This window comes from Streptomyces sp. col6 (assembly GCF_008042035.1).
Taxonomy (GTDB): domain Bacteria; phylum Actinomycetota; class Actinomycetes; order Streptomycetales; family Streptomycetaceae; genus Streptomyces.
In genome coordinates, this window is record NZ_RDBL01000006.1 from 833501 (window position 1) to 855740 (window position 22240).

Genomic DNA, 22240 nt, shown 5'->3' on the forward strand with positions numbered 1-22240 from the left:
GGATGCTCGCGCCGGCCCCGAGATCTGGACGTGCATTCTGGGCGGCGGCCAGGCGTCGGAACTGGCCGCTGGCGTCCATGGAGACCGCGAGTGAGCGCGAGCGCTGTGCTGCTCTGCGAGGTTCGGTGCGGTGGCACGAGCCTGATGCGGCGCTCGTAGAAGTTCCGCAGACTTCAGGCATGTGTGGGCGCTGCCGGGTAGCGTTGGCGATCTTCGGTGTTCTTGTACTTTGTCGCGCATCCCGTGCTGGGATGGTACTGGGATGCGCCTGCATTTCCGCAGGTCACAGCCTTGTGGTGGAGTTCCGCTTCAACGTGTAGGCGGATGACACGTCGCCACGTCGCTGACGTGGCAAGCGTGCGGTTCAGAAGGGGGCGGCTCCGGTGGGAGCCGGCCCCTTCGTTCGTGCCGGGGCTCAGGTGTCGTACACGGTGGAGCGATGCCCGATGTGGACGACCCACACCACGACCTCTCCGTTGTCGATCGTGTACACGACTCGGTAGTCGCCGACTCGCAGGCGGCGTCGGTCCGGCTGTGACACGAGCGCGGTGGTGTTGAAGCCCAGGGGGTCGCTCTCCAACTCGGTCAGTTTGGCCAGGATGCGCAGGGCTGTCCCACGAGGGATCTTCCGGAGCTCGGCCTGGGCCTCGGGGCGGAAGACGGTTCGGTACTTACTCACCGCGTTCCAGCGTCTCCCTCATGACGTCCTCGATCGGGATGCCGGGTGCGGAGTTGCTCATACGCTCGTCGATGATCCGGTTGATCTCGCGCTCTTCCCACTCCTGGTACTTCCGCAACACCTCGATGGAGACGACGGCGGCGACCTGCTTGCCTCGTCGGGTGATCACGGTGGGCACGTCGTCCCGGTCGGCACGCTCCACGACCTCGGCCAGGTGCGCGCGTACGGCGCGGATGGACTCTATGGGTTGCGGCTGCGTCATGCGGTCAAGCGTACCGAGTGTGCCATGTGTACACAACTGCTCCGATAGGTCGGACCGAGGGGTTGGATTCGGACAATCCGCACGAGTGTGAGGATGTGCGAGCAATGTCGCTTTTGTGGTCTGGTCGTCGCTGCCGGGCGCGACAAGGATGCCCGCCGTACCGAACAACGGGGGCGGAGTCATGGGGCGGGAACGGGAGCTGCGTGCCCAGCGGCATGAGGGCGAGGCGGCGGGAGTACTTTCGGGGATTCCTAGCCAGAATCGGATGGCGCCGGACGATGCCAGGTGGCGCGGCGACGAGGTGAACGCCAAGGCGTCTGTGGTGACCAAGCTGTTGTGTCAGAGCATGTATGCGCGCCCTGACCGCTTGAAGCCGATCAAGGCATGGTGGCGCAAGCTTCTCGGCAAAAGTGACAAGCCCGAGAAGCCGCGCCGGAGCACTCGACGGCGTATTTACCTTGAGGGCAGCGACGACTGTCCGCCTCTGGGTGAGCAGATGGCACAGTGGGTCGTCGATCATGTCGTGCACGGGTCTCCGTTGCCGGTCCCGTCCTACGGGTTCGACCTCGAACCGGTGGCGGCGCACGGTCTTCGCGTCCGGCGGCGGCGTTGGGTGCGGCGCGCGGCGCTTCTCCTCGTGTTCGTGGCCGCCGCGGGTGTCGCTCCTTGGGCTTCTGCGGTCTGGGCGGCCGCCGTCCTCCTGGCGCTTTTCCTGCGCTGGGCGGCGGCTCGGGCGGGGCGGAAGCCGAGGGCGGCGCGTCGTTCTTCTCGGCCCGGTCTGGCGTACTTGGTGCTGTGCGTGCCGTGGCTGCTGGCTGTCGTCCCTTATGCGTGGCCCAGTGACGGCCAAGTCATCGGCGTACGACTCGAATTGGCACTCGCGCCGTTTGTGCTGCTCATCGGCGGGGCCGTTGTGTTTGCCGCAGACCGGCTCGTGGCTCGCGCCTCGCTGGGCCGGGTCGTCGGCGGTGAGCTTGCCTCCAGGCGACTGCCGTGGATGGCCCCGAGGGGCAAGAGGCGGATTGCTCGGCTGAGGGAGGGGCAGGGGCTCACAGAGCTGCCTTACGACGTACCGGAGCGTTTCGTCGGTGCCGGGCGCTACGTCTGGGGCATCGCGGACATGAATGTGCCGCTGAAGCCCAAGCGCGCGAACAGGACGGTCGAACCGTTCGAGGACCGGGAGCTGCTGGCCCGCATGCGTGAGGCGCTGCGGGACCTGGGGCGAGGTCCGCAGGAGATCACCGAACCGCTGCCGGGCTTCACGGCCTCCGAGGTGGTCGGCCTTCCTTCGGATTTGTGGCTGCGGCGCACGCGAAATGGGAAAGCGGAGGAGCCGAAACTTCGTGGCCGTGGCCGGCTGTCGCCGTCGAGTGTGCCTGACCGCCTGTATCTGCGTGCTCAGTGCGTGACCTGGGACGGTGAAGTCGTGGTCACCGTCTTCGTTCACGCGGCCCTGGAGGCCGGGGAACTCCATTTGACGGTCCGGCCGCACGTCGTGACACCGGTGTACAACGAGCTGCGCGGGACGGACGCGCCGCTGGCGCTCCGGCACTTCCGGCTCCTTCGCTGGCTCACCGTGCAGTCCTTGTTGGACGCCGTGGTGGGTCCGTTGGCTGCCTGGCGGTTCGCGGCCCGTCTCGGGCGGGGGCCGGCGGAGCGCCAGGAAGAGAGCGGCGACGGCCGGGGCGAGGAGAAGGGCCCTGTCAGTGTGCGTGACCGCTACTCCATCGAGGAAGTCACGGACATGCACCAGAGCGACGACGCGAAGAGGCACGTCGTACTCATGCAGACCTGTGTCTTCCGGACCGTGGCCGAGTATCTCGAAGAGCTGGGCGTCGATACCGCGCCCTACGAACAGCAGGTGGCTGCCGTGATCACCAATATCCAGGTGTACGGCGACAACCACGCACCGATCCAGAACGTCGCCGGCAGCAACATCAGTGGCGTGAGTCAGGGCAGCCCACCCCAAGGAGGCAAGTGATGATCGGCCGTCGACGTCCCGACCCGGGCAGGGAACCCAGCTCGGCCATCCATATCGGCGGCGACAGCATCGCCCCGATTCAGAACGTCGTCGGACGGGAAATCCGCGGTGTGCACCAGTCGGCGTCGGTCCGGAACACCGCAGGGCCCCAGGACGTACGCGACCTGCTCACCACGTTCCGTGCCGAACTGGACCGGCACCAGCAGGACTTGGCCACCGCGCCCGTCCTGCGTGGCATGGCGGAGACGATCGATGCCCAGCTCACCGCGTCACCGCCCGACGAGGGTGTGCTGTCGCAGCTGGCACGGGCGTTGCCCGCACTGGTTGCCGGGACCGCGGTTCAGGAGGGCGGCCAGGCGCTCGCCGATGCCATCACGGGGTGGATCGGCTGAGTCGTCGGCAGGGAGGCACTATCCGGCCCGGGGTCACTCGGTGACCGCGCGGAGCGCGGCGGTCGGGTCGAGGGCCTTCGTCACCGCCGGAGTGAGGGGGCGCCCCGCGAGGACGTGGCGGATGGCTTCGAGGGGGACGGGGCGCTCGTAGTAGTCCTCGAAGTACGCCTGAACGGCCTCGGGGGAGCGGTCCGTGAGCAGGCCGAAGAGGAAGCCGGAGCCGTCCGGGTCCTCGCTGCCGGCCGGGAAGTCGATGGCTGAGCCGGTGCGCCAGACGGTGTCACCGGCCTCCCGCCACAGGCACGCGGTCACGCGCGAGGCGTCGATGCCCTCGTCCCGGAAGGCCGGATCGTCCAGGAGAGGGCGCAGCGAGGCGGGGACGTCGTCGATGACGCCGGGCCGGACCTCGTCGTTCACGTACGGGCTCATCTCCGACTCGTGGTCGAAGCCGCGTATGAGCACGCCGGCCGGGGTGAAGTGGACGGAGAAGTCGTCACCGGAGCCGTTGTCCATCAGGGCCGTCTCCTCGCCGGGGGCCCATGCCGAGTCGAAGGTGTAGCAGCAGAACCGGGGATCGTCGCCGATCGCGGCGTCCAGGGCGGCCAATGCCCGTACGTGGGTGCGGAGTTCCTCGGGCCCGGGGAGGAGGGTTGCGGTTTCGCGTGCGGTGCTCATGGGGTCATGGAAGCAGTGGGCACTGACAATCCGCCGACTGTCGCGAGGGGGGATGCCTCAGCCCCGCACCCCCGCCCCATGCAGAAACGTCTCCACCACCCGTGCCGCCAGTGCGTCCGGGTCCGCCTCGTCGTCGGCCGGGTTGCCGTGCAGGGTCTCGCCGAGCAGGGCGTAGTAGACGCGCTGGAGCCAGTGGAGGTCGGCCGAGGCGTCGATGAGGCCGTCGGTGCGGGCGCGTTCCAGGACCGTGATGCAGCGCTCGGCCATGGTCGCGTGGAGGGTGGCCGCCTCGCTGTCGGGGGTGGCCGGGAGGCTCAGGGCGTAGGTCCAGGCGCCCTTCACCTCCAGGACGTTGGCCGTGATGCGGTGCAGGGCCACCAGGGGTGGGGCGGTCGTGGGGCGGCCGTCGTCCACGGCCTGGGCGAGCTGGCGGGCGGCCGAGAGGGCCAGGGCGTCGGTCAGTGCCTGGCGGTGGGCGAAGCGGCGGTGGATCGTCGTCCGGGACACCCCCGCCTCGGCCGCGATCTGCTCCATCGAGGCGCCGGGGTCCCGGGAGAGCAGGCGTTCGGCCGCCTCCAGGATCAGGCGCACGCTGCGCTCCGCGTCCGCCCGCAACGGCCTTGCCGCCGTCTCTCCCATGGTGCCTCCCACGTCGGCTCTTGTGACTTCTCGAAACGATACAGGGGTGCTTCACCTTCGGATTAGGTGAGACATGTCTGTTGCAGTTAAGTGGGGAAGCTGTACGGTGATGTCTCAGTTGCTTGGTCAGTTCAACCAGCGAAGGGACCTCCCATGCATGCCACCGCCCTTGTTACCGGTGCCTCCTCCGGACTCGGCGCCGAGTTCGCCGCCCAACTCGCCGCCCGCGGCCACGATCTCGTCCTGGTGGCCCGCTCCGAGGATCGGCTCACCGCCCTCGCCGAGCGGCTGGAGGCCCAGCACGGTGTCCGCGCCCATGTCCTCGTCCAGGACCTCGCCGAGCCCGGCGCCGCCCGCGCGGTCGCCGAACGGCTCGACGAGCGCGGGCTGAGCATCGGCCTGCTCGTCAACAACGCCGGGTTCGGCACCTGTGGCCGCTTCGAGGACATCGACGCCGGGCGGGACCACGACCAGCTGATGGTCAACGTCGTCGCGCTCGTCGGCCTCACCCACGCGCTGCTCCCCGGCATGCTGGAGCGCCGGGCGGGCGCCGTCGTGAACGTCGCCTCCACCGCGGCCTTCCAGCCCGCCCCGTATTTCGCCGTCTACAGCTCGGCCAAGGCGTTCGTCCTGAACTTCGGGCTCTCCCTGCGGCAGGAGTGCCGCGGGCGGGGCGTGCGCGTGCTCACGGTCTGCCCCGGGCCCGTCGACACCCCGTTCTTCGAGGCCATCGGGACCCGCGACGCGGCCGTCAACGGTTCGATGAGCACGCCGGAGCCGGTGGTGCGGGCCGCGCTGGCCGCGCTCGACCGCGACCGCGCCTACGTGACGCCCGGGTTCGGCAACGCCCTGGCCGCGCACCTGCCGCCGCGCCGGCCGCGCGCCCTGGTCGCGGCGTTCGCCGAGCGTGTCACCCGCAAGGTCCTCGCCTCCTCGGGGGAGGCGGCGGACGCCTCACGCGCCGAGCGGTTCGCGGCGTGAGTGCGCCCGCCGGCCCGGCGGCCCGCACGGGCCACCCGGGCTGCGGCCCCTCCGCGGCGCGGGGCCGCCGCGGAGCGGCCGTATCCGATACGCGTCAGCAGGCGCCCAGGTCCTCCCACACGCCCCACTCGCCCGTCGTGCCCGGCTGGTCGCCCTGGACCCACCACTTGGCGCGCCAGGTGTGGCCGTTGTACGAGACCGTGTCGCCGCCGTTGTAGACGCGGCCGGCCTCCCAGGCCGACGCGGCGCAGTCGCCCGGGTCGCCGTCGCCGCCGCCGGGGGTGCCGCCCCCGCCGATCTGGAGGTCGATGCAGGCGTAGAACGCGTTGGCCGTGTCCGCGATGTTCCAGACGGCCAGGACCTTCTGGCGGCCGGTGTAGCTGCCGAAGTTCACGTGGTGGGTCTTGGTGGCGCCGGGCTGGGCGCCGTTGTCGTTGAACTCCGCGATCTTCGAGCCGCCGATGTAGTACTGCCAGGTGCTCGTCGCGTGACGGGCCGTCAGCGTCCAGGAGAAGTCGGCGGAGCTGCCGACCGGGGTGGCCTTCCAGCCCTTGCTGTCGTTGTCCAGCTCGGCGAACTGGGAGTTCCCGCCGCTACAGCTCATGAGGCCCTTGGGGCCCTCGACGCTCTGCGGCTCGTACTTGATCTGGCCGCAGTCGACGACGCCCGACGCGCACTGCGCCTGGCGGCTCGGCGGCGAGGAGACGTATCCGTGCGCACTGGCCGTGGTGGCGGGCAGGACCACCGCGAGCAGGGGGGCGACTCCCGCACCGAGCACGAGGGCCAGTTTTCGCTTCGCGTTCATGCCAACTCCTTCGCTGAGGACTGCCGCGGGGTGACGGCAGCGGTCGGACGCGCCCGCACCGGCGGTGGCCATGTTCTGGGGGGTCGGCCGGGGTGGGGCACGCGTACGGCCGGTGGCGAGGGGGCGCCGCCCGCAGCCCTTCGCACGCCGTCGGTCGCTCGGGGGAATCGCTCGGAGCGGCCGCGGCTCACCTGGGCCCGTCCGGTCGTTCGCGGTCGGACAGGCCCTAGGTCTAGACCATACTCATGGGCGTGTACTCGTCAATAGCGCCTAGGGGTACGGGTGTTGAGGAGCGGTCACGCCGCCGGGCGGGTCATCACGATCCGGGTGATCTCCACCCGCGACCGCGCGCCCAGCTTGCGGTAGGCGCGGGTGAGAGCCGCCTCCACGGTCTTCACGCTGAGCGTCAGGCCCGCCGCGATCTCGCGGTTGGTGGCGCCCTGGGCCACCCGCGCCACCACGCTGCGCTCGGTCGAACTCAGCCGCTCCGGCCACGCGATGGCGTCCGGACGCGGCAGCGGCGCCTCCCCGGCCCGGTCCCGCTCGGCCCGCACGCCCGCCACCCACGCCCGCGCCCCGGCCGCCGTGAAGACGCGCAGGGCTCGGGCGAAGGCGGTGTGGGAGGCGTCCTCGTCGCCGAGGCGGCGGCGGACCCGGCCCAGTGCGACCCGGGTACGGGCCTCCTCCAGCGCGTATCCCGCCGCCTGCAGGCGCGCCGCCGCCTCCTCGTAGCCCCGGGCCGCCGCCTCCAGCCCGCCCCGCTCCTCGCAGACCGTCGCCGCCGCGCGGTCCAGCGTGGCGAGGACGCCGGTGCGGCCGAGCCGGACGGCCTGGGCGCGGGCCCGGTCGATGACGGACTCCGCCTCGTCCACGGCTCCGCTGCGGGCCAGGGCCTCCGCGAGGTCGGCGTGCCAGCGACGGGTCGCCGGGTCGCCCTGACCCTGCGCGCTCTCCATCTCGCCCGTACGGCGCAGCAGCCGGGCCGCACGCGCGTACTCGCCGCTGAACAGCCTGATCCGGCCCTCCGCGTGCAGCGCCCTGGGCAGGAACAGCCGGTCGTCGTCGTCCTCGCTGTGCCGCCGCGCCGCCTCCGCCGCCGCAAGGGCCTCGCCCAGGCTGCCGCCCGCGGTCTCGGCCAGCGCGACCGCGTACCAGGCGGGCCCCTGGCTCAGCCCCGCCCGCTCCGCGATCCGCAGGCTCTGCCGGGCCATCGACAGCGCCTGGCGGCACCGGCCGCGCTGGATCTCCAGCTGGGCGAGGCCGATCAGACACTGGCTCAGACAGTCCGCCGAACCCCGCTGCCGCAGCGTGTACACCAGCGTCCGCAGCTCCGTGCGGGCCTCGTCGAGCTGGTCGTGCGCCAGGTGGAAGCGGTGCTTCAGATAGATCGGCCCGTTGTGGTGGCTCATCGCGTACGCGTCGTGCGGCGCGGCCAGGGCCGCGGCGAGCGTCGACTCCGCCCCGGGCAGCCCGAGGAACAGCTCCAGCGCCGCCTGCTGGGTCAGCGCCAGCACCTCGGTGCGCCGGTCGCCCGCCCGCGCGGCGAGCCCGGCGGCCCGTGCGGCGTGGTCGCGCGCCCGCCCGGCCGAGCCGCCCACCATCCAGGCGTGCCAGCTCATCCGGTAGTGGAGCGGCGCCAGCAGCCCGGGGTCCTCGCCCGCGTCCCGCACCGCCTGCGGGAAGACGTCCGCGATCTCCGCCATCGCCTGGCCCGACGCGTCCACGACCACCGTCCAGGCCCGCACCCGGTCGGCGGCCCGTCCGGCGTCCTCCAGCACCTCGTACGCCAGCTCCCGGGCGAAGTCGAGGTCGCCCGCGTCCAGCGCGTCCTCGGCGGCGGTCAGCCGGCGGACCGTGCCGGTGCGCGCCCCGTCGGCCGGGGTGTGCCGTGCCGCCAGCCGGCCGAGCCGGGCCGCCGTGCCCGGCTCGCCCCGGCGCCGGGCCGCCGACGCCGCCTCGACGAGCCGGTCCGCGACCACCGGGTCCGAGCCCGCCGCCAGCCGGGCGAGGTGCTGGGCCCGCTCCACCGGGTCGTCGGCCGCCTCGGCCAGGGCGCGGTGCGCCTCCATCCGCAGCGCGTACGGGGCCCGCGCCTCCAGCACCATCGGCGTGAGCGGGTCGGTGAACCGGAGCGCGCCCCGGTCCGGCGGGGCCAGCAGCCCGTGCCGTACACAGAGGTCGATGTCGGCCGCCGCCTGCCGGCAGCCCGCCCGGCGCAGCAGCTCCACCGTCGGGTGCACCGCCGCACCCGCGGTGAGCAGCAGCTTCCGGGCCCGCCCCGGCAGGGCCGCCAGCCGGTCGAGCACGGGCCGGCTCAGGGATTCGGGGACCGGCAGCGGCTCCGAGGAGTCGGGGAGCGGCGATCCGGCGGCGGTGGATTCGTGGAGCCCGGCGGCCAGTTCCAGAGCCGTACGGGGGTTGCCGGAGGCGGCCTCGTGCAGACGGGCGACGAGCTGCCGGGGCCAGGACGGGCCGCCGTGCACGCCGTGCGCGTCGAGCACGCCGGCGATCTCGCGCACGGTCATCGGCGGCAGCGGCAGCGTGCGCACCGGCTGCGGGCACAGTTCGCGGGCTGGCGCCGTGTCCGGGCCCCGGCCGCCGTGGGGCGAGGTGCGCAGGGTGGCGAGCACGGCGTGGTGCGGCCCGGCGCGCCGGGCCAGGAACACCAGCACCCGGGCCGTCGGCTCGTCCAGCCACTGCACGTCGTCGACGACGAGCAGCAACGGGCCGGTGGTGGCGAGCGCGGCCAGCACCTTGCGTACGGCGAGGCGCAGGACGAGCGCGTCGCGGCCGGTGCCGGGGCCGGCGCCTGCGGGCGGGGTGCGGCGCAGCAGCGCGCCTTCGAGCACGGCGCGCTCATGGGCCGCCAGGCCGTCCAGGGCCTCGTCGCCGGCCGTGGCCAGCAGGTCGATCAGCCCGAGGTACGGGCTGTCCCGGTCGGACGGGGACGGCGAACAGCGCAGGACGCGGTGGCCGCGCGCCGCGAGGCCGTCCGCGAGGCGGGCGGCCGTGGTGCTCCTGCCGATGCCCTCCGGGCCGGTGAGGAGGAGGGAGCCGCCGCCCTCCAGATGGGCGCGCAGGGTGTCGCGCAGAGCGGTGCGTGCGCCCTCGGGCGTACGGGAGCGGTCGGTTCCGGTGCGGGTCATCGGGGCCCCTTCGCGCGCAGCCTTCTGCCCCCGCTGCCCGTGCAGCGGGGCCCGCCCATGACCGGCCCCGAGGTTAGGGCCAGGCGGGGGAGAGGTCAACGGGGCCTCGGCGCGGGGGTGTTGGCCACGGGCGGGCGCTCACCGCGCCCGCCCGCGCCCCCGCGCCGTGCACGGTGGTCGGTCAGCGGCTCAGCACGTGCCCCCATCCGTCCAGACGGCCCAGGAGCCCGGGGCGCCCGGTTCCGCGCCCGTCGAGTACCACTGGGATGTGTAGGTGCGGCCGTTGTACGCGACCCGGTCGCCCGGGGCGTACGGGGTGGTCGCGCTCCAGGCCGGCAGGTCGCCGCAGCCGCCCGGCGGGTTGCCGTCGCCGTTGACGGTCCAGGTGAAGGCGGCCGAGCCGGTGGCGCCGGCGGTGTTCTTCGCGGTGACGGTCACGGACGAGGTGCCCGCGGTGGTCGGGGTGCCGGTGATGCGGCCGGTCGAGGCGTTGACCGACAGGCCGGCGGGCAGGCCGCTCGCGCTGTAGGTGAGGGTGGAGCCGCCCGGGTCGCTCGCCTGGATCTGGAGCGAGACGGCGGTGCCGACGGCGGTCGTCTGGTTGCCGGGACTGGTCACCGAGGGCGAGCCGGGCTGGCTGCCGCAGGTGCCGGGGACCGGGTCCGCGCCGGTGACGGAGACCGCCGCCCAGGCGGCCTCGATGGTGTTGTACTCGGTGCAGTGGGCGCCGTAGAGGTCGGCCGCCGCCTTCAGCGAGTCGATGCGGGCCTGGTGGTAGTTCTCCCGGCTGTTGGCGTACGAGGCCAGCGCCTTGAACCAGATCTTGCCGGCCTTGTCGTTGCCGATGCCGGTCACTGTGGAGTTGTTGCAGGTCGGGCTGTTCCCGTAACCGTGGTTGCCGCTGCCGACGGAGGCGAGGAAGAACCAGTGGTTGAGCGGGCCCATCGAGTAGTGCGGGTCCAGGCCGCCGTTGCCGCTGTTCCAGCAGTCGGGCGAGGAGCCGTCCAGCGAGGGCTGGTTCATCCAGCGCAGCGGCTGGTTGTTGCCGCTGATGTTGATCAGCTCGCCCATGGTGTAGTCGGGCTGGTCCACGGGGTTGTTCGCGTAGAACTCGACCAGCGTGCCGAAGATGTCGCTGGTGCCCTCGTTCATGCCGCCGGTCTCGCCGGTCTCGTCCCAGCCGGTGAGCGCGCCGCTGACGCCGTGCGCCATCTCGTGGCCGGCGACGTCGAGTTCGACCAGCGGGCGCTGGTTGCCCTGGCCGTCGCCGTACGTCATCTGGCTGCCGTCCCAGAAGGCGTTCACGTACGCGTTGCCGTAGTGGGTCCGCGAGGGCACGCCCCGGCCGTCGCCGAAGATGCCGTTGCGGCCGTGGGCGGTCTTGAAGTAGTCGTACGTCTTCGCCGCCCCGTAGTGCGCGTCGACGCCGGCCGACGCGGGGTCGCCGGGGGAGCCCGTGCCGAAGGTTCCGGTGCTGCTGGTGAACACCGAACCGGTGCCGCTGGTCGCGTGGTTGAGGTTGGTCGTGTAGCCGTTGCCGTGCGACGGGTCTTGGAGGGAGTAGCCGCTGCCGGACTGCGTGGCGTCCAGCGACACCTGACCGCTGTAGATCGACCGGCCGGTGACCGTGGTGGCGGCCGCGGACGGCGCGGGTGCGGCGGACTTCGCAGCGGTGGCCGTACGAGCCGGGCCGGCCGGACCCGCCGGTGCGAAGGTGCTCACCTCGTCCCTGGTGCGCAGGACCTTGCCGGAGTGGGCGTCCACCAGGACGTGCAGCCGGCTCGGGGTCTGGTCCGCGCGGACACCGCTGACCACGGTCTCCCAGACCAGGGCGGAGTCGTCCCCGTCGAGTTGCACGGCCAGGTGCGGCGCGGACACCGCGTCGACCGAGCCGGTGAACGCCTTCTCCGAGAGCCGGGAGGCGCGCGAGGCGGTCAGCCCGGGTTCGGTGGACAGGGTGGGCGCGGCCTCGGCGGCGCTGGTCAGCGACGCGTACGTGCCGTCCTTCTTCAGCCGTACGACGACATCGCCGCCGTACGCCGGCAGGCCCTTGTACGTCCGGTCGAAGCGCACGGAGGCGGAGCCGTCGCGGTCGACCACCAGGTTCCGGACCGTGAAGGCCTCCGAGGCGCCGCGGTGCGCGGCCCGCCCGTGCGCCGACAGGGCCTTCTTCGCGTCGGCCTCGACATCGCGGCGGACGGCGGCCGAGGGATTCGTCGTGTACGGGGCCGGGGCGAAGGCCCGGGGGCCGGCGGCGGGCGCGGGTGCGGGCGGTGCGGGGGCGGCCGTCGCGCCGGGGAGCGCGAGGGCCGAGGCGCACGCGCAGGCCAGCGTGGCCGTCAGAAGCCTTGCGGTTCTTCGTATGTACATAGGAACGGGGGTGTCCTTTCACCTCGTACAGGCGGAATCCGGCCGCCGCTCCGTGGGGTGGTGGGGCGGTGCCGACGCACGAGTGTGGGGAGCCGGCCGGCGCGGCTGCCAGGCACCGGGCGAAGACCGAGGGGTTTCCCTATGCGGGGTTCCGGCGCCCGTGCCGCCGCGATTGGACTGGACCAAATCTGGGCAGCGCTCTTGTCAGCGTGGCCGGAAGTGGGCAGGATCTTTCACGCGATCTCCCGAAGTGTCAGGAAACCTGCACACACGGGGAGTTGGGCGGATCGCTGCGAGTTCCACATCACTGGACCCACCCACTGGACCCAAGGAGTCTCATGTTCGGGAAGCGCAGTGTGATCGGTACCGCGGCCGTTGCCATGACCGCTGTCGGCGCGATGCTGACGGCGGCTCCGTCCGCCCAGGCGGCGCCGACCGGCTGCACGGTCACCTACGGGAGCGGCGCGGGCAGCACGATGACCAGCCTGTGCACCGGCGGCACCGGGCACCACCGGATCCACGCGGTCCTCAGAGCCCTGGACCCGCGCCTTCCGCAGCGGATCGTCCTCGGCGACTGGGCCCCGGCCGGCCAGGCGTCCGTCGCCACCAACCCCTGGGGCTCCGGATACATCCAGTCCATCTGGTCGGAGACCGTCGACTGGTGACCGTACGCACGACCGAGGGGCGGCCGCCGGTGCGCGGCCGCCCCTCGGGGGTGTTCACTACCGGCGGGAGAGCCCGCGGTCGACGGCCGTGATCAGCTCGCCGTTCTCGGTGTCCCCGTCCAGCGACCAGAACATCGCGCCGCCCAGGCGGTGGTCGCGGATGTATGCGGACTTGGCGCGCAGCACCTGCGGGTCGTCGTACGTCCACAGCGTGGTGCCGTCGAACAGCCAGGCGCTGCCGTCGCGGACGTTGCGGTGGACCTTGTACGTACCGGAATCGGCCAGCTTCTTCAGGGCCTTGTAGTCCTCGTAACCGGCCGCCCAGGTCGCCGGGGCGGGGCCCGCCGCCGGCTGCCCCAGACCGTCGCCGCCGCCGGTCACACCGGTCCAGCCCTGGCCGTAGAAGGGCATGCCCATCACCAGTTTGCGCGCCGGGGCGCCGCGCTTCAGCCAGTCCCGCACGGTTCGGTCGACGCTGTAGTCGCCCTTCGCGTACAGCGCGGACTGCTGGGCGGTCCTCGCCTCGCCGGAGACGTGGAAGTCGTAGCCCTGGAGGTTCACGAAGTCGAAGTCCCGCATGATGCGCGGCACGTCGAAGCCGGCGTCGATCTTCTCGGGCGAGGCCGGGACGAACGCCGAGAGGTCGTAGTGCTTGGGCTTCGCGCCGTGGTGTCCGCCCTTCCGGTCCTGGGCGGCCTTCTTCGCGTACGCGTCGAGCTGGGTGCGGAACTCGTGGACCAGGGCGGTGAAGTTCCGCTTGTCCTCCGGGCGGTACACCGTGTCGGTGTCACCGGCCGATCCCGGCCATTCCCAGTCGATGTCGATGCCGTCGAAGAGGCCGGCCGCCGCCCCCTTGCCGCCGCGCGTCCCGTCCACCGGCAGGTTGCCCTTGATGTACAGGTCGATGCAGGAGGAGACAAGCGCCTTGCGGGAGGCGGCGGTGCGGGCCGCGTCGGAGAAGTGGGTGGACCAGCTCCAGCCGCCGAGCGAGATCATGACCTTGAGGCCGGGGTGCTCGGCCTTGAGCTTGCGCAGCTGGTTGAAGTTGCCCGCGAGCGCCTGGTCGTCGGTGTCGGCGACTCCGTCCACGGAGCCGGCCGCGTCGAGCGGACGCACGTAGTCCGCCCAGGCGTCGGCCTCGCCGGGCACGTTGCCCGTGAAGCACGTGCCGTCCGCGCTCACGTTGCCGAACGAGTAGTTGACATGGGTGAGTTTGGCCGCGGTGCCGCTCGTCTCCAGATCCTTGACCTGGAAGTCGCGCCCGTAGACGCCCCATTGGGTGAAATAGCCGACGCGCTTGTAGGCGGGCGCCGAGCCGTGGTGGCCCGTGCCGCCGTGGCCCGTACCGTGTCCGGACGAGGCGTTGGCGGCGGGGGAGAGGGAGGCCGCGAGCGAGAAGGCGCAGGCGGCGATGGCGAGTGAAGACAGGGTTCTTCGACGCATGAGGCCAGAAGTTATTGGTCTGGACCAAGCGCGGTCAAGGGTTCGGTAAAGCCGGATCAAAGGGCGGCTCTGCCGGGCTGCGGTGGACCATGCGCAGGCCCGCGCAATGTCATCACTTCGAGTGAAACTTTGGCCTGCGCTTGCGGTCCGGAACCCACGGTTGCGACGCTGTCGCAGTCCGTCAACCTCTTGGGGAGTGGCCTGTGGCCTTCGGTGAGCAGCCCGCCTATCTGCGCGTGGCGAGCGATCTGCGAGAGAAGATCGTCAATGGTTCGCTGCCGCCGCACACGCGCCTGCCTTCGCAGGCGCGCATCCGCGAGGAGTACGGGGTCTCGGACACCGTCGCGCTGGAGGCGCGCAAGGTCCTGATGGCCGAGGGCCTGGTCGAGGGCCGTTCCGGCTCCGGTACGTATGTGCGCGAGCGACCGGTGCCGCGCATGGTCGAGCGCTCCGGCTTCCGGCCCGGTGCGGGCGCGGGCCCGTTCCGGCAGGAGCAGGCGGCGGAGACGGTGCGGGGCACCTGGGAGTCGCGCAGTGAACAGGAGGACGCGAGTGCCGAGATCGCCGGCCGGCTCGGGATCGAACCGGGCGACCGCGTGATGCGGACGCACTACGTGTTCCGGGAGGCGGGCGAGCCGGTGATGCTGTCCACCTCCTGGGAGCCGCTGGCCATCACGGGGCGCACGCCGGTGATGCTGCCGGAGGAGGGCCCGTTGGGCGGCTGCGGGGTGGTCGAGCGGATGGCCGCCATCGACGTGGTCGTGGACAACGTGGCCGAACAGGTGGGCGCGCGCCCGGGGCTGGCGGAGGAGCTCCTGGCGCTGGGCGGTGTGCCGGGCCATGTGGTGATGGTGATCGAGCGCACCTTCTACGCCTCGGGGCTGCCCGTCGAGACCGCCGACGTGGTGGTGCCCGCCGACCGCTACCGGGTGGGCTACCGGCTTCCCGTGAGGTGACCGCGGCCGGGCCGGCCGCGGTGTGAGGGTCTTGCCTCGATCCCGGTCGGGACGGGGCCGGACGGCGGCGACGCGGGACCCTGCGACGCCCTGGGGGCGCATTCACATGAATGCGCCCCCAGGGCGTTGGTCCGTTCCTGGCCGGATCCGTACCTCTTTGTGCAAACACGTATCCGTTGAGTGAAGGTCAGGCGTACGCTCAGGCATATGCGTACTGGGGTTTCCTGGAGTTCCTTAGAAGCGTGCACGTCGTTCAGGGGAGGGGCGCGATGCTCGGGAGAAACACGATGAGCAACGACAGCGGTGCCGTGCTTTCCTGGCTGGTGATACGGCAGGACGACAACGGCAACCGCTACCGCGTGGGCAAGTACGCCACGCAGGGCGAGGCCCAGCTGGCCGCCGACAAGTTGCAGGACCGGGGGCACAAGCAGCTGTACTGGGTCGAGCGTATCGGACAGACCGCCAAGCCGTAGGGGATGCGGCGCACGGGGCTAATGCGCCGGTGCGCTGCCGGAGTTGTTTCGGGGCGCGGGCCCGCCGGGCGCCGGGACGGGGGGTTCCGGTGCGTCCCGGCCGACGGTACGGGGGCGGGCCGTGCGCCGGTACATGGCGGCGACGGCGGCGCACTGGAGCGCCATCGAGACCCCCATGGCCAGGCAGATCCCCGGCAGACCCCACCCCGACATCCCGTACGCGAGCGTCAGCTGGACCAGGACGCCGCAGACGGTGACGCGGGCGAGGGCCGGGCTCGCCCCGCTCCCCTCGAATACGCCGCCCAGAGCGATGAAGCAGGCGAGCAGCAGCAGATACGGGCCCACGCAGCGCAGATAGAGCGCCCCGGCCCCGGCCACCGCCCCCTCGCTGCCGAACGCCCGCATGATCCAGGGCCCGGCGGCGAGGAACACGGCCAGGGCGGTGAGGCCCAGCGCCCCGGCCAGGAGCAGCGCCTGCCGTCCGACGGCCCGCCGTGCGTCGTGTCCGGCGCCGAGCAGATGTGCGGTGCGGATGGAGGCGGCCTGGCGCACCGCGTAGAAGGCCATCGTCGCGAGGTACATCGCCTTCGTCGCGATCCCGTAGGCGGCGACCTCGTCGACGCCGATCCGGGCGACGACGGCGACGAGCGCGAGCGCCCCCGCCATGCGCGCGACGAAATCGGCCGACATGGGCAGGCCGGTGGCGGCGGTCCTGCGCGCGTCCGCGCCCAGGCTCCCGCGGACCCGGTCCTGCCCGGCCGCAGCGGCCCGTCGCAGTACGCCGTTGCGGCGCAGCGCCACGAGACCGCAGACGAGCGCGGCCGTCCGGCCCAGGACCGTGGCGATCGCCGCTCCGCGCACCCCGAGGCCGAACCCCAGGATGAGCAGCGGGTCCAGACCGAGGATCAGCCCGTTCGCGAGGACCGCGAGCTTCATCGGGGTGCGGGTGTCGCCCGCGCCCTTCAGGATGCCGTCGACGACGTTGGTGGCGAAGAACACCGCGATCCCCGGCAGCGCGACCGAGAAGTAGGCGGCGGCGAGGGCCGGTGAGCCGCCGTCACCGCTGCCGAGGACGAGCCGTGCCAGCGGGGCGCGGCAGAGGTAGCCGCCGGCCGCGACCACGGGGGTGACCAGCGCCCACAGCGCCCATCCGCCGCGCACCGCCGAGCGGACCGCCGCCGGATCGCCCGCGCCCCTGGCCCGCGCGACGAGCACCGTCGTACCGGAGCCGGCCACCAGGATCACGCCGAGCAGCAGGTTCTCCACGTTGGTGGCGGCGGCCACCGCCGCGACCGCCGCGCCGCCGAGCCGCGTCACCCAGACCATGTTGATGATCCCGGCCGTGACCCCCGCGAGCAGTTCGAAGTAGACCGGATACGCGAGTGCCACCAGCTTGCGCCGGTGATCCGCTGCCTCCATGACCAGAGCCCCCTCTTTCCGCTGTACCTCGAATCGAGGTACAGCGGAAAGAGATAACATGGCGGCGCGGAGCGGGCAAGCAGGGTGACGGACGCGGGTAAGGAGCTCGGCGCGTGCTGGAGCTGTCGATTCTGGGATTCCTCTTCGGGGAGTCCCTGCACGGATACGAGCTGAAGGCCCGGATCCAGGCCCTCAGCGGCCACATCCGCCCGGTGAGCGACGGGGCGCTCTATCCGGCCATTTCCCGGCTGGTGAAGGCCGGCCTGGTCGACCAGCGCACCGAGCCCGGCACGGGGGCCGCGCCCCGGCGGGTCCTCTCCCTCACCGAGGCCGGACGCGACGAGCTGTACGCGCGGCTCGGTCACCCCAAGGACGTCGAAATCACCGACGGGCAGCGCTTCTTCACGCTGCTCGCGTTTCTCCACCACCTCCCGGACCGCGCCGCGCAGGCGGCGGTCCTCCGTCGGAGGAAGGCCTTCCTCGACGTCCCGGCGAGCTTCTTCTACCGGGACGGCGAGCCGGTGCGGGCCGCGGACGCGCCCAGCGTCTTCCAGCAGGGCATGCTGCGTATCGCCCGCGCCACCACCGTCGCGGAGAAGAAGTGGCTGTCCGAGGCGCTCGCCGAACTCGACGGCTGACCGGGGGACTTCCGGAACGCGCCTAAGGTCCTGAGGGCAAGGGTCGCGGACGGTGAGGGCGGAGTGATGTCGGTGCTGATCGACACGGTGGCATGGGTACGCATCGAGGGCGGCCGGATTCTGTGCGCCCGCCCGCGCGGGAAGGACGTCTTCTACATCCCGGGCGGCAAGCGGGAAGGCGCCGAGAGCGACCTCGACACGCTCGTGCGCGAGATCGAGGAGGAGCTGACGGTCCTGATCGACGCGGCCTCCGTCGCCCATGTCGGGACCTACGAGGCCGGCGGGCCCGGCCTCCCCGACGGCGCGGTGGTCCGGATGGCCTGCTACACCGCCGAGTTCACGGGTGAGCTGAAGGCCAGCAGCGAGATCGAGGACGTGGCGTGGTTCTCGTACGCCGACCGCGACCGGGTGCCGCCCGTCGACCAGCTGCTCTTCGACGACCTCAGGGCATGGGGCGACCTGGTCTGACGCCTAGCCGCGCCGGGTGAGGCGCACGGTTCCGGGACGCGTGACCCCGGTGCGGCGCGTGGTGCGTGCCGTGTGCGCCCCCGCCTCCCGGGTACCCGTACGTGCGCACTGCCGTACACCCGTACGCCCCGTGTGTCGAGCCCGGCGGTATTGTGACCTGAATATCGGGTATGTGCTGTTTTGGCCCCCTGTGCAGGACGTCACCGTTGCAGGCCCTTGGGAGTGATCGGCGTGACCGATACCGAAGGCGATCACGTCGAGTGGAGCTTTCCGGCTGTCCCCGGTGCCGTGCGCACCGCCCGGCACGCCGTCCACGACGCGCTGCGCGACTGGGGGCTCGACTCGGCCGTCGGCGACGAGGCCGTTCTGCTGGTCAGCGAGCTGGTGACCAACTCCATGCGCTACACACCGGGCCCCATCGGCGTCCGGCTGCTGCGTCCCCATCCGAACGGCGACGGCTCGTCGGCCGTGCCCGGACTGCTGGTGGAGGTCTCCGATCCCCTTCCGGATGCGCCCACCGAACGTACGGCGGGACCCGACGACGAGAGCGGCAGAGGACTCCTGCTCGTGGCCTGCGCGGCCCGCCGCTGGGGGACCCGGCGGGGAAAGAGCGGCAAGACGGTGTGGTTCGAGCTGGCTCTGCCTGGTTAGGAGTGAGGTGGGACGCACAGCGATCACCGGAGGTCGGGCAGAACCTGGCTGAAAGGGACTGAGACCGTGCTGTGATCGTGAACGCCGTGCCGGACGGGGCCGTAGTGCTGAATACTGCGGGCATGACCGGTCCGGTGTGTGAGCTGGAGGGGACGGTCGCGTGAGCGAAATACCTGGGACAGCGGGCGACGTCGTGTGGCAGAGCAGTCCGCCCGGCTCGATCTACGACTACATCAGAGTCGCCTCCTTCTCGATCGGGCCCGACGGCCTGATCGAGCAGTGGAGCCGCCGGGCCGCCGGTCTTTTCGGCGTGGCCGCGCACGAGGCGCTGGGCAGGGACCCGGTCGAGGCGTTCCTGCCGGGCGAGGTCCGCCGTGAGGGCCACCGCAGGGTCGGCGAAGTGCTCGACGGCAAGGAGTGGACGGGTCTCGTCCCCTTCCGGATGCCCGGCGAGGACGGCGCGCACGGACTCGCCGAGATCTATGTGATGCCCAGTGAGACCGCCACCGGTGAACGGGCCGCGGTCTGCATCGTCGTGGACGTCCGCGCCCTGCGCCGCATCGAGACGGACCTCGCCGCCTCGCAGGCGATATTCGGCCAATCTCCGTTCGGGTTCGTCCTGTTCGGCACCGACCTCACCGTCGTCCGGGCCAACGAGCGCTTCGCCACCGTCTTCGGCGGCCGGGCCGACGACCACCGGGGCCGCACCGTCGCCGACTACCTCACCGGCGCCGAGGCCGACCGCCTGACCGCCACCCTCGAACGGGTCCTGGAGACGGGCAACTCCGTCACCGACCTCCAGCTCGTCGGCACGGCCCCCGGCGACACCGAGCGCCGCCACTGGTCGATGAACCTCTACCGGGTGCACAGCGGATCGGGCCGCCCCATCGGCATCGCGGGCCTCGCCACCGACGTGACCCGCCGTCACACCGCCGCCCGCGAGGCCGCCAGCGCCCGTCGCAACCTCGCCCTGCTCAACGAGGCCAGCGCCCGCATCGGCAACTCCCTGGACCTGGAGACCACCGCCCGCGAACTCCTCGACGTCGCCGTCCCGGTCTTCTGCGACCTGGCGTCCGTCGACCTCTACCAGGCCCTGCTCACGGGCGAGGAGGCGCCGCCCGGCAGCTGGAGCCCGCTGAACCAGGAGGCGGCCGGCGGCTCCGCCGAACTGCGCCGCGTCGCCTTCGCCAGCGCCGTGTCCGACGCCCTGCCCGGCGGTGGCTCCGGCGCCTCCGACTCCGGCCCGCCGGGCGGGGCCGACGGACCCCCCGCGCTCGGCGCCGTCCACCGCTACCCCTTCGGCTCGCCCTCCGCCGTCGCGCTGCGCACCGGCCGCGTGGAGGACGTGCCCGGCGACGACCGGGGCTTCGTCCAGTCCACGCTCGCCGTGCCGATGGTCGCCCACGACACCGTGGTGGGCCTCGTGCGGTTCTCCCGTACGAAGGGCAGCGAGCCGTTCGACGCCCGGGACCGGGCACTGGCGACCGAACTGGCCGCCCGCGCCGCCGTCTGTATCGACAACGCCCGCCTCTACCGCCGCGAGCACGAACGCGCCCTGATCCTCCAGCGCAGCCTGCTGCCCCCGGGCGACCCGGAGGCCGCCGGACTCGACATCGCCTGTCGCTACCTCCCCGGCAACACCGCCAACGAGGTGGGCGGCGACTGGTTCGACGTCATCGAGCTGCCCGGACACCGCACCGCCCTCGTCGTCGGCGACGTGATGGGGCGCGGCCTGCGCGCCGCCGTGGCCATGGGCGAACTGCGCACCGCCGTACGCACCCTGGCCCTGCTCGACCTGGAACCCGCCGAGGTGCTCTCCGCGCTCGACGAGGTCGCCCGGGGGCTCGGTGCCCCCGGCGCCGCCTCCGCGTCCGGCGGCGGGGGAGCCCAGTGGCCCGCGCGCGCCGCGCACAAGTCCCGCGAGGCCGACCTCTCCGAGGTGTACCTGGCCACCTGCGTCTACGCGGTGTACGACCCGGTCACCCGGCGCTGCACCTTCGCCAACGCCGGCCATCTGCCGCCCGTCGTGGTCGAGCCGGGCGAGGCGGCGCTGCTCCTGGACGTACCGCCCGGGATGCCGCTCGGCGTCGGCGGCGAACCCTTCGAGGAGGTGGAGGTCGAGCTGAAGGAGGGCGCCCTCCTCGCCCTCTACACCGACGGGCTCGTCGAATCGCGCGACCACCCGCTGGACGAGGGCCTGGCCGCCCTCCGCAAGGCCCTCGTCGAACCCGCCCAGCCGCTGGAGGACGTCTGCGACCAGGTCCTCGGCTCGCTGCACACCCGGCACGGCGAGGACGACATCGCGCTGCTGATGGCCCGTATCCAGGGGCTGCCCACCGAGGCGGTCGGCGACTGGCGGCTGCCCCGCGAGCCCCGCTCGGTCGGCCGCGCCCGCGAACTGGCCCGGGGTCAGCTGACCTCCTGGGGCCTGGACGACCTGGTGGACACCACCGAACTCCTGGTCAGCGAGCTGGTCACCAATGCCCTGCGCTACGGCGAGGGCGAGATCAGGCTCCGGCTGCTGCGCGACCGCACCCTCGTCTGCGAGGTCTGGGACGCCGGTCTCGTCCAGCCCCGGCGCCGACGCGCCCGGGACACGGACGAGGGCGGCCGGGGCCTCCAGCTGGTCGGGCTCCTCAGCGCGGCCTGGGGGGCGAGGCGGACCCCGCGCGGCAAGACGGTCTGGTTCGAACTGCCGCTGCCCGACGGCCGCCCGCCCGCCGAGCGCTCGGTGGAGGAACTGCTCAGCATGTTCTGAGACGGGTGGAGCGCCCGCACCCCGCGGACCGACCCTCCATGGGTGCGCGGGCCGGGCGGGCGCGGTTCACTTCGTGGTCTTCAGCGCGGCGAGGCGGGCCTCCACCTCGGCGCTGTCGCCCAGCGCGTCCAGCTGCTCGAACTGCGCGTCCAGCGAGGAGGCGGCCAGCTCCTGCTTGCCCACGGCCCGCGCCTCCTCGCGCCGCACCTTGTCCTCGAACCGGCTCAGCTCGCTGGTCGGGTCCAGGACGTTGATGTTCTTCACCGAGTCCATCATCCGGTTCTGCGCCTGCGCCGACTTGGCGCGCGCCACCAGCTCGTCCCGCTTGGCCTTCAGCTCCGACAGCTTCGCCTTCATCTGGTCGAGGCCCGCCTTGAGCTTGTCGACCACCTCGGTCTGCGCGGCGATGGTGGGCTCGGCGGTCGCGGCCTCCTTCTCCGACTGGAGCTGGCGGCCGAGCGCGACCTTGGCCAGGTTGTCGAACTTGTCCGCCTCGGGCCCCGATCCGCCCGCCCGCAGCTCATCGGCCTTGCGGCTGGCGGCGAGCGCCTTGCCGCCCCACTCGCGCGCCGCCTCGACGTCCTCCCGGTGGTCCTGCTCCATCAGGCGCAGATTCCCGATGGTGGCGGCCACGGCCTGCTCGGCCTCCGAGATGTTGGCCGAGTAGTCGCGGATCAGCTGGTCCAGCATCTTCTGCGGGTCCTCGGCCTGGTCGATCAGGGCGTTGATGTTGGCCTTCGCCAGCTGGGTGACGCGTCCGAGAATGGTCTGCTTGCTCATGGCACCTCTCCTGTGTCGGGTGTCGGGTGGTGCTGCTCGTGGGGGGTACGGGGGCGGGG

The 22240-nt window shown here is 72.3% G+C and carries 20 protein-coding genes; 10 read left to right on the top strand and 10 right to left on the bottom strand.

Going from position 1 to position 22240, the window contains the following annotated elements:
* Nucleotides 1-415: 415 nt before the first annotated feature.
* Nucleotides 416-679: a type II toxin-antitoxin system RelE family toxin gene (locus tag EAO73_RS07890; protein WP_147970689.1), complete on the bottom strand. Its 264-nt coding sequence runs from the start codon at nucleotides 677-679 to the stop codon at nucleotides 416-418.
* A complete protein-coding gene (locus EAO73_RS07895; RefSeq protein ID WP_147970690.1) occupies nucleotides 672-941 on the bottom strand; it encodes a type II toxin-antitoxin system Phd/YefM family antitoxin in 270 nt (89 codons plus the stop codon). The genes EAO73_RS07890 and EAO73_RS07895 overlap by 8 nt, the downstream gene beginning before the upstream one ends.
* A gap of 265 nt (nucleotides 942-1206) precedes the next feature.
* Between EAO73_RS07895 and EAO73_RS36410 the strand changes: the two genes are divergently transcribed.
* Together EAO73_RS36410 and EAO73_RS07905 are read left to right on the top strand one after the other, a co-directional pair.
* Nucleotides 1207-2922, top strand: coding sequence for a hypothetical protein (locus EAO73_RS36410; RefSeq protein WP_224756206.1), 1716 nt, complete (start codon nucleotides 1207-1209; stop codon nucleotides 2920-2922).
* Entirely contained in the window at nucleotides 2922-3314 is a 393-nt protein-coding gene (locus tag EAO73_RS07905) for a hypothetical protein (RefSeq protein WP_224756246.1), read from the top strand. Before EAO73_RS36410 ends, EAO73_RS07905 begins: the two co-directional genes overlap by 1 nt.
* Nucleotides 3315-3347: 33 nt before the next feature.
* Here the strand turns inward: EAO73_RS07905 and EAO73_RS07910 are convergent, their stop codons facing one another.
* The gene (locus EAO73_RS07910; protein WP_147970692.1) at nucleotides 3348-3989 is read right to left on the bottom strand and encodes a hypothetical protein; all 642 of its coding nucleotides are present in this window, start codon (nucleotides 3987-3989) and stop codon (nucleotides 3348-3350) included.
* Between the two features lie 57 nt (nucleotides 3990-4046).
* Entirely contained in the window at nucleotides 4047-4628 is a 582-nt protein-coding gene (locus tag EAO73_RS07915) for a TetR/AcrR family transcriptional regulator (protein WP_147970693.1), read from the bottom strand.
* 153 nt (nucleotides 4629-4781) lie between these two features.
* On the opposite strand from EAO73_RS07915, the gene EAO73_RS07920 reads away from it, so the two are divergent.
* On the top strand, nucleotides 4782-5609 hold the full coding sequence (locus EAO73_RS07920; protein ID WP_147970694.1) for an SDR family NAD(P)-dependent oxidoreductase: 828 nt from the start codon (nucleotides 4782-4784) through the stop codon (nucleotides 5607-5609).
* A 94-nt stretch (nucleotides 5610-5703) separates the two neighbouring features.
* Here EAO73_RS07920 and EAO73_RS07925 read toward each other — a convergent pair whose 3' ends face one another.
* The 3 genes from EAO73_RS07925 to EAO73_RS07935 all read right to left on the bottom strand — a co-directional run bounded on the left by EAO73_RS07925 (nucleotide 5704) and on the right by EAO73_RS07935 (nucleotide 11930).
* Complete coding sequence (locus tag EAO73_RS07925) at nucleotides 5704-6414, bottom strand: lytic polysaccharide monooxygenase (protein ID WP_147970695.1); 711 nt, start codon at nucleotides 6412-6414, stop codon at nucleotides 5704-5706.
* A 296-nt stretch (nucleotides 6415-6710) separates the two neighbouring features.
* Nucleotides 6711-9560 carry an AAA family ATPase gene (locus tag EAO73_RS07930; RefSeq protein WP_147970696.1) on the bottom strand — a complete coding sequence of 950 codons (2850 nt, stop codon included), beginning with the start codon at nucleotides 9558-9560 and terminating at the stop codon, nucleotides 6711-6713.
* A gap of 189 nt (nucleotides 9561-9749) precedes the next feature.
* The gene (locus tag EAO73_RS07935; RefSeq protein ID WP_147970697.1) at nucleotides 9750-11930 is read right to left on the bottom strand and encodes a M4 family metallopeptidase; all 2181 of its coding nucleotides are present in this window, start codon (nucleotides 11928-11930) and stop codon (nucleotides 9750-9752) included.
* A 338-nt stretch (nucleotides 11931-12268) separates the two neighbouring features.
* Here EAO73_RS07935 and EAO73_RS07940 point away from each other — a divergent pair, with 338 nt between their 5' ends.
* On the top strand, nucleotides 12269-12595 hold the full coding sequence (locus tag EAO73_RS07940) for a hypothetical protein (protein ID WP_147970698.1): 327 nt from the start codon (nucleotides 12269-12271) through the stop codon (nucleotides 12593-12595).
* A gap of 57 nt (nucleotides 12596-12652) precedes the next feature.
* On the opposite strand, the gene EAO73_RS07945 is transcribed toward EAO73_RS07940, so the two are convergent.
* On the bottom strand, nucleotides 12653-14038 hold the full coding sequence (locus tag EAO73_RS07945) for a glycoside hydrolase family 18 protein (protein ID WP_147970699.1): 1386 nt from the start codon (nucleotides 14036-14038) through the stop codon (nucleotides 12653-12655).
* Nucleotides 14039-14241: 203 nt separating this feature from the next.
* Between EAO73_RS07945 and EAO73_RS07950 the strand changes: the two genes are divergently transcribed.
* Together EAO73_RS07950 and EAO73_RS07955 are read left to right on the top strand one after the other, a co-directional pair.
* The gene (locus EAO73_RS07950) at nucleotides 14242-14994 is read left to right on the top strand and encodes a GntR family transcriptional regulator (RefSeq protein ID WP_147970700.1); all 753 of its coding nucleotides are present in this window, start codon (nucleotides 14242-14244) and stop codon (nucleotides 14992-14994) included.
* 287 nt (nucleotides 14995-15281) lie between these two features.
* Nucleotides 15282-15467, top strand: a complete 186-nt coding sequence (locus tag EAO73_RS07955) for an SPOR domain-containing protein (RefSeq protein WP_147970701.1) — start codon at nucleotides 15282-15284, stop codon at nucleotides 15465-15467.
* An 18-nt stretch (nucleotides 15468-15485) separates the two neighbouring features.
* Here EAO73_RS07955 and EAO73_RS07960 read toward each other — a convergent pair whose 3' ends face one another.
* Nucleotides 15486-16946, bottom strand: a complete 1461-nt coding sequence (locus tag EAO73_RS07960; protein WP_412074568.1) for an MATE family efflux transporter — start codon at nucleotides 16944-16946, stop codon at nucleotides 15486-15488.
* Nucleotides 16947-16999: 53 nt separating this feature from the next.
* Here EAO73_RS07960 and EAO73_RS07965 point away from each other — a divergent pair, with 53 nt between their 5' ends.
* The 4 genes from EAO73_RS07965 (at nucleotide 17000) to EAO73_RS07980 (ending at nucleotide 21401) form a co-directional block, all read left to right on the top strand.
* Nucleotides 17000-17524 carry a PadR family transcriptional regulator gene (locus EAO73_RS07965; RefSeq protein ID WP_147970703.1) on the top strand — a complete coding sequence of 175 codons (525 nt, stop codon included), beginning with the start codon at nucleotides 17000-17002 and terminating at the stop codon, nucleotides 17522-17524.
* A gap of 66 nt (nucleotides 17525-17590) precedes the next feature.
* A complete protein-coding gene (locus EAO73_RS07970; RefSeq protein WP_147970704.1) occupies nucleotides 17591-17992 on the top strand; it encodes an NUDIX hydrolase in 402 nt (133 codons plus the stop codon).
* A gap of 222 nt (nucleotides 17993-18214) precedes the next feature.
* Entirely contained in the window at nucleotides 18215-18643 is a 429-nt protein-coding gene (locus tag EAO73_RS07975) for an ATP-binding protein (protein ID WP_147971451.1), read from the top strand.
* Between the two features lie 193 nt (nucleotides 18644-18836).
* Complete coding sequence (locus EAO73_RS07980) at nucleotides 18837-21401, top strand: SpoIIE family protein phosphatase (RefSeq protein WP_147971452.1); 2565 nt, start codon at nucleotides 18837-18839, stop codon at nucleotides 21399-21401.
* A 66-nt stretch (nucleotides 21402-21467) separates the two neighbouring features.
* Here the strand turns inward: EAO73_RS07980 and EAO73_RS36415 are convergent, their stop codons facing one another.
* A complete protein-coding gene (locus EAO73_RS36415) occupies nucleotides 21468-22181 on the bottom strand; it encodes a PspA/IM30 family protein (RefSeq protein WP_224756207.1) in 714 nt (237 codons plus the stop codon).
* Between the last annotated feature and the right edge of the window lie 59 nt (nucleotides 22182-22240).

Bases quoted from the DNA above. Each gene is read 5' to 3' on its own strand.
- EAO73_RS07895 (WP_147970690.1), bottom strand. From the start codon at position 941: ATGACGCAGCCGCAACCCATAGAGTCCATCCGCGCCGTACGCGCGCAC.
- EAO73_RS36410 (WP_224756206.1), top strand. From the start codon at position 1,207: ATGGCGCCGGACGATGCCAGGTGGCGCGGCGACGAGGTGAACGCCAAG.
- EAO73_RS07905 (WP_224756246.1), top strand. From the start codon at position 2,922: ATGATCGGCCGTCGACGTCCCGACCCGGGCAGGGAACCCAGCTCGGCC.
- EAO73_RS07910 (WP_147970692.1), bottom strand. From the start codon at position 3,989: ATGAGCACCGCACGCGAAACCGCAACCCTCCTCCCCGGGCCCGAGGAA.
- EAO73_RS07915 (WP_147970693.1), bottom strand. From the start codon at position 4,628: ATGGGAGAGACGGCGGCAAGGCCGTTGCGGGCGGACGCGGAGCGCAGC.
- EAO73_RS07920 (WP_147970694.1), top strand. From the start codon at position 4,782: ATGCATGCCACCGCCCTTGTTACCGGTGCCTCCTCCGGACTCGGCGCC.
- EAO73_RS07925 (WP_147970695.1), bottom strand. From the start codon at position 6,414: ATGAACGCGAAGCGAAAACTGGCCCTCGTGCTCGGTGCGGGAGTCGCC.
- EAO73_RS07930 (WP_147970696.1), bottom strand. From the start codon at position 9,560: ATGACCCGCACCGGAACCGACCGCTCCCGTACGCCCGAGGGCGCACGC.
- EAO73_RS07935 (WP_147970697.1), bottom strand. From the start codon at position 11,930: ATGTACATACGAAGAACCGCAAGGCTTCTGACGGCCACGCTGGCCTGC.
- EAO73_RS07940 (WP_147970698.1), top strand. From the start codon at position 12,269: ATGTTCGGGAAGCGCAGTGTGATCGGTACCGCGGCCGTTGCCATGACC.
- EAO73_RS07945 (WP_147970699.1), bottom strand. From the start codon at position 14,038: ATGCGTCGAAGAACCCTGTCTTCACTCGCCATCGCCGCCTGCGCCTTC.
- EAO73_RS07955 (WP_147970701.1), top strand. From the start codon at position 15,282: ATGAGCAACGACAGCGGTGCCGTGCTTTCCTGGCTGGTGATACGGCAG.
- EAO73_RS07960 (WP_412074568.1), bottom strand. From the start codon at position 16,946: ATGTTATCTCTTTCCGCTGTACCTCGATTCGAGGTACAGCGGAAAGAG.
- EAO73_RS07970 (WP_147970704.1), top strand. From the start codon at position 17,591: ATGTCGGTGCTGATCGACACGGTGGCATGGGTACGCATCGAGGGCGGC.
- EAO73_RS36415 (WP_224756207.1), bottom strand. From the start codon at position 22,181: ATGAGCAAGCAGACCATTCTCGGACGCGTCACCCAGCTGGCGAAGGCC.